This is a genomic window from Herbaspirillum sp. WGmk3, from assembly GCF_023952535.1.
GTDB lineage: Bacteria > Pseudomonadota > Gammaproteobacteria > Burkholderiales > Burkholderiaceae_D > Herbaspirillum > Herbaspirillum huttiense.
On the sequence record NZ_JAKYWT010000012.1, the window covers coordinates 1 to 5,469 of the forward strand.

Sequence of the window (5,469 nt, forward strand, 5' to 3'; positions counted from 1 at the left end):
AAAGCAAAAACCCTCGCTACTTGCGTAACGAGGGTTCTTGGGAGTAACAAGCCTGACGATGACCTACTTTCACACTGGTTGCAGCACTATCATCGGCGCGAAGTCGTTTCACGGTCCTGTTCGGGATGGGAAGGGGTGGTACCAACTTGCTATAGTCATCAGGCATAACTTGTAAAGCCAGTTGCTCTCGATGGAGCAGCAACTAACCCAAACTGGAAGAAGTATTTAGTAGATTCTTGGGTGTGATGCACTAAGGGCAAACACAATATATGCTCAACTTGTCTATAACAGAGCTAATGTTATAGGAACAAGCCGCACGGGCAATTAGTATCAGTTAGCTTAACGCATTACTGCGCTTCCACACCTGACCTATCAACGTCCTGGTCTCGAACGACCCTTTAGGGGAATCTAGTTCCCGGGAAGTCTCATCTCAAGGCGAGTTTCCCGCTTAGATGCTTTCAGCGGTTATCTCTTCCGAACTTAGCTACTCGGCAATGCCACTGGCGTGACAACCGATACACCAGAGGTTCGTCCACTCCGGTCCTCTCGTACTAGGAGCAGCCCCCTTCAAACTTCCAACGCCCACGGCAGATAGGGACCAAACTGTCTCACGACGTTTTAAACCCAGCTCACGTACCACTTTAAATGGCGAACAGCCATACCCTTGGGACCGGCTACAGCCCCAGGATGTGATGAGCCGACATCGAGGTGCCAAACTCCCCCGTCGATATGAACTCTTGGGAGGAATCAGCCTGTTATCCCCAGAGTACCTTTTATCCGTTGAGCGATGGCCCTTCCATACAGAACCACCGGATCACTATGTCCTACTTTCGTACCTGCTCGACTTGTCAGTCTCGCAGTTAAGCACGCTTATGCCATTGCACTATTAGCACGATGTCCGACCGTACCTAGCGTACCTTCGAACTCCTCCGTTACACTTTGGGAGGAGACCGCCCCAGTCAAACTGCCTACCATGCACTGTCCCCGATCCGGATAACGGACCAAGGTTAGAACCTCAAACAAACCAGGGTGGTATTTCAAGGTCGGCTCCACGCAGACTAGCGTCCACGCTTCAAAGCCTCCCACCTATCCTACACAGATTGGTTCAAAGTCCAATGCAAAGCTACAGTAAAGGTTCATGGGGTCTTTCCGTCTAGCCGCGGGTAGATTGCATCATCACAAACATTTCAACTTCGCTGAGTCTCGGGAGGAGACAGTGTGGCCATCGTTACGCCATTCGTGCAGGTCGGAACTTACCCGACAAGGAATTTCGCTACCTTAGGACCGTTATAGTTACGGCCGCCGTTTACTGGGACTTCAATCAAGAGCTTGCACCCCATCATTTAATCTTCCAGCACCGGGCAGGCGTCACACCCTATACGTCCACTTTCGTGTTTGCAGAGTGCTGTGTTTTTATTAAACAGTCGCAGCCACCATTTTATTGCAACCCTTTTGTCCTTCTGGCGCAGGCCAGTCAAACTACTTGGGCGTACCTTATCCCGAAGTTACGGTACCAATTTGCCGAGTTCCTTCTCCCGAGTTCTCTCAAGCGCCTTAGAATACTCATCTCGCCCACCTGTGTCGGTTTGCGGTACGGTCTCGTTAGACTGAAGCTTAGAGGCTTTTCTTGGAACCACTTCCGATTGCTTCGCGAACAAGTTCGCTCGTCTCACACCCTTGAATTACGCTGCCGGATTTGCCTAACAGCCTTCTTCGATGCAAAAACCGACTATTCCAACAGTCGGACAACCTTCCGCGATCCGTCCCCCCATCGCATCTAACGACGGTGCAGGAATATTAACCTGCTTCCCATCAGCTACGCATCTCTGCCTCGCCTTAGGGGCCGACTCACCCTGCTCCGATGAACGTTGAACAGGAAACCTTGGGCTTACGGCGTGCGGGCTTTTCACCCGCATTATCGCTACTCATGTCAGCATTCGCACTTCTGATACCTCCAGCATCCTTTACAAGACACCTTCACAGGCTTACAGAACGCTCTCCTACCATATCCTTACGGATATCCGCAGCTTCGGTGACTGGCTTAGCCCCGTTACATCTTCCGCGCAGGACGACTCGATCAGTGAGCTATTACGCTTTCTTTAAAGGATGGCTGCTTCTAAGCCAACCTCCTGACTGTTTTAGCCTTCCCACTTCGTTTTCCACTTAGCCAATCTTTGGGACCTTAGCTGGCGGTCTGGGTTGTTTCCCTCTTGACGTCGGACGTTAGCACCCGGCGTCTGTCTCCCAAGCTCGCACTCATCGGTATTCGGAGTTTGCAATGGTTTGGTAAGTCGCGATGACCCCCTAGCCATAACAGTGCTCTACCCCCGATGGTGATACTTGAGGCACTACCTAAATAGTTTTCGGAGAGAACCAGCTATTTCCAAGTTTGTTTAGCCTTTCACCCCTATCCACAGCTCATCCCCTAATTTTTCAACATTAGTGGGTTCGGTCCTCCAGTGCGTGTTACCGCACCTTCAACCTGGCCATGGATAGATCACTTGGTTTCGGGTCTACACCCAGCGACTGAACGCCCTATTCGGACTCGATTTCTCTACGCCTTCCCTATTCGGTTAAGCTTGCCACTGAATGTAAGTCGCTGACCCATTATACAAAAGGTACGCAGTCACCCCTTACAGGGCTCCTACTGTTTGTATGCACACGGTTTCAGGATCTATTTCACTCCCCTTCCGGGGTTCTTTTCGCCTTTCCCTCACGGTACTGGTTCACTATCGGTCGATTACGAGTATTTAGCCTTGGAGGATGGTCCCCCCATGTTCAGACAGGATTTCACGTGTCCCGCCCTACTTGTCGCAAGCCTAGTTCCACACCATCGATTTCGCATACGGGGCTATCACCCACTATGGCCGGACTTTCCATTCCGTTTTGCTATCGTTGATGCTAAATCTTGCAGGCTGATCCCATTTCGCTCGCCACTACTTTGGGAATCTCGGTTGATTTCTTTTCCTGTAGCTACTTAGATGTTTCAGTTCGCCACGTTCGCTTCGTTACCCTATGTATTCAGATAACGATGACCTTACGGCCGGGTTTCCCCATTCGGAAATCTGCGGATCAAAGCTTGTTTGCCAGCTCCCCGCAGCTTATCGCAAGCTACTACGTCCTTCATCGCCTGTAATCGCCAAGGCATCCACCATGTGCACTTATTCGCTTGTTCCTATAACGTTAGCCTCTTTTACAAGAGCGTTATATGAAGCGTTGAGTTTTAGCGTTTGCCGTATTCCAAAGTAAGTCTTCTAATTGCTAAGATCACTTCGTAATACTTTGATTGATACAATCACACCCATTTTTTGACTCATACAAGAACCGCAGTCCTGGTATTCATCATTAAATGAATCTTTACTTCTTCCAGATTGTTAAAGAACAAAAACAGCCATTGATCGTAAAAGATCAAACCTAAATCACTACGCCAACTTGAACGCTGACTTAGGTTTGACATTTCTTGGTGGAGGTTGACGGGATCGAACCGACGACCCCCTGCTTGCAAAGCAGGTGCTCTCCCAGCTGAGCTAAACCCCCGAAACCTTGGTGGGTCTGGTTGGGCTCGAACCAACGACCCCCGCGTTATCAACACGGTGCTCTAACCAGCTGAGCTACAGACCCGCTTGGATCAGTATCAGTAGCCAGTCAGTGACTTGTGTCACGGACCGTGCTTCACCAAATAACTGTTCTTGATTTACAGCCGATAAGTGTGGACGCTTAACTTCGTGCGCACTCTAGAAAGGAGGTGATCCAGCCGCACCTTCCGATACGGCTACCTTGTTACGACTTCACCCCAGTCACGAATCCTACCGTGGTGAGCGCCCTCCTTGCGGTTAGGCTACCCACTTCTGGTAAAACCCGCTCCCATGGTGTGACGGGCGGTGTGTACAAGACCCGGGAACGTATTCACCGCGACATGCTGATCCGCGATTACTAGCGATTCCAACTTCATGGAGTCGAGTTGCAGACTCCAATCCGGACTACGATACACTTTCTGGGATTAGCTCCCCCTCGCGGGTTGGCGGCCCTCTGTATGTACCATTGTATGACGTGTGAAGCCCTACCCATAAGGGCCATGAGGACTTGACGTCATCCCCACCTTCCTCCGGTTTGTCACCGGCAGTCTCATTAGAGTGCCCTTTCGTAGCAACTAATGACAAGGGTTGCGCTCGTTGCGGGACTTAACCCAACATCTCACGACACGAGCTGACGACAGCCATGCAGCACCTGTGTGATGGTTCTCTTTCGAGCACTCCCAAATCTCTTCGGGATTCCATCCATGTCAAGGGTAGGTAAGGTTTTTCGCGTTGCATCGAATTAATCCACATCATCCACCGCTTGTGCGGGTCCCCGTCAATTCCTTTGAGTTTTAATCTTGCGACCGTACTCCCCAGGCGGTCTACTTCACGCGTTAGCTGCGTTACCAAGTCAATTAAGACCCGACAACTAGTAGACATCGTTTAGGGCGTGGACTACCAGGGTATCTAATCCTGTTTGCTCCCCACGCTTTCGTGCATGAGCGTCAGTGTTATCCCAGGGGGCTGCCTTCGCCATCGGTATTCCTCCACATATCTACGCATTTCACTGCTACACGTGGAATTCTACCCCCCTCTGACACACTCTAGCCGTGCAGTCTCAAATGCAATTCCCAGGTTGAGCCCGGGGATTTCACATCTGACTTACACAACCGCCTGCGCACGCTTTACGCCCAGTAATTCCGATTAACGCTTGCACCCTACGTATTACCGCGGCTGCTGGCACGTAGTTAGCCGGTGCTTATTCTTCAGGTACCGTCATTAGTAATAGATATTAGCTACTACCGTTTCTTCCCTGACAAAAGAGCTTTACAACCCGAAGGCCTTCTTCACTCACGCGGCATTGCTGGATCAGGGTTGCCCCCATTGTCCAAAATTCCCCACTGCTGCCTCCCGTAGGAGTCTGGGCCGTGTCTCAGTCCCAGTGTGGCTGGTCGTCCTCTCAGACCAGCTACTGATCGTCGCCTTGGTAGGCTTTTACCCCACCAACTAGCTAATCAGATATCGGCCGCTCCAGGAGCATGAGGTCTTGCGATCCCCCACTTTCATCCGTAGATCGTATGCGGTATTAGCTAGTCTTTCGACTAGTTATCCCCCACTCTAGGGCACGTTCCGATATATTACTCACCCGTTCGCCACTCGCCATCAGGAGCAAGCTCCTATGCTGCCGTTCGACTTGCATGTGTAAGGCATGCCGCCAGCGTTCAATCTGAGCCAGGATCAAACTCTTTAGTTTAATCTCTGTTTTGTGCCATTTCTGGCTACCCCGAAGGGCATCGCTCTCTCAAAATACTGACAGGTAATTTCTTGCGAACTTACCTATATTTCTTGTGAGCATTTAATATTTAAAGTTTCCAGAACCGAAGTTCTGTCGCACTTCATTAAACGCCCACGCTTATCGGCTGTTAATTTTTAAAGATCTGTCTGTCGCAAA

The 5,469-nt window shown here is 50.5% G+C and carries 2 tRNA genes and 3 rRNA genes; all 5 read right to left on the reverse strand.

The window, feature by feature from the left end:
• Positions 1 to 50: 50 nt before the first annotated feature.
• The 5 genes from rrf to MKD49_RS25675 all read right to left on the reverse strand — a co-directional run bounded on the left by rrf (position 51) and on the right by MKD49_RS25675 (position 5,271).
• Positions 51 to 163, reverse strand: a 5S ribosomal RNA gene (gene rrf, locus MKD49_RS25655).
• A 140-nt stretch (positions 164 to 303) separates the two neighbouring features.
• A 23S ribosomal RNA gene (locus tag MKD49_RS25660) occupies positions 304 to 3,175 on the reverse strand.
• Between the two features lie 286 nt (positions 3,176 to 3,461).
• Positions 3,462 to 3,537: transfer RNA gene (locus tag MKD49_RS25665), tRNA-Ala, on the reverse strand.
• Between the two features lie 7 nt (positions 3,538 to 3,544).
• Positions 3,545 to 3,621, reverse strand: a tRNA-Ile gene (locus MKD49_RS25670).
• 117 nt (positions 3,622 to 3,738) lie between these two features.
• A 16S ribosomal RNA gene (locus tag MKD49_RS25675) occupies positions 3,739 to 5,271 on the reverse strand.
• Together the 16S, 23S and 5S rRNA genes with 2 tRNA genes alongside form the textbook arrangement of a ribosomal RNA operon.
• Positions 5,272 to 5,469: the final 198 nt, after the last annotated feature.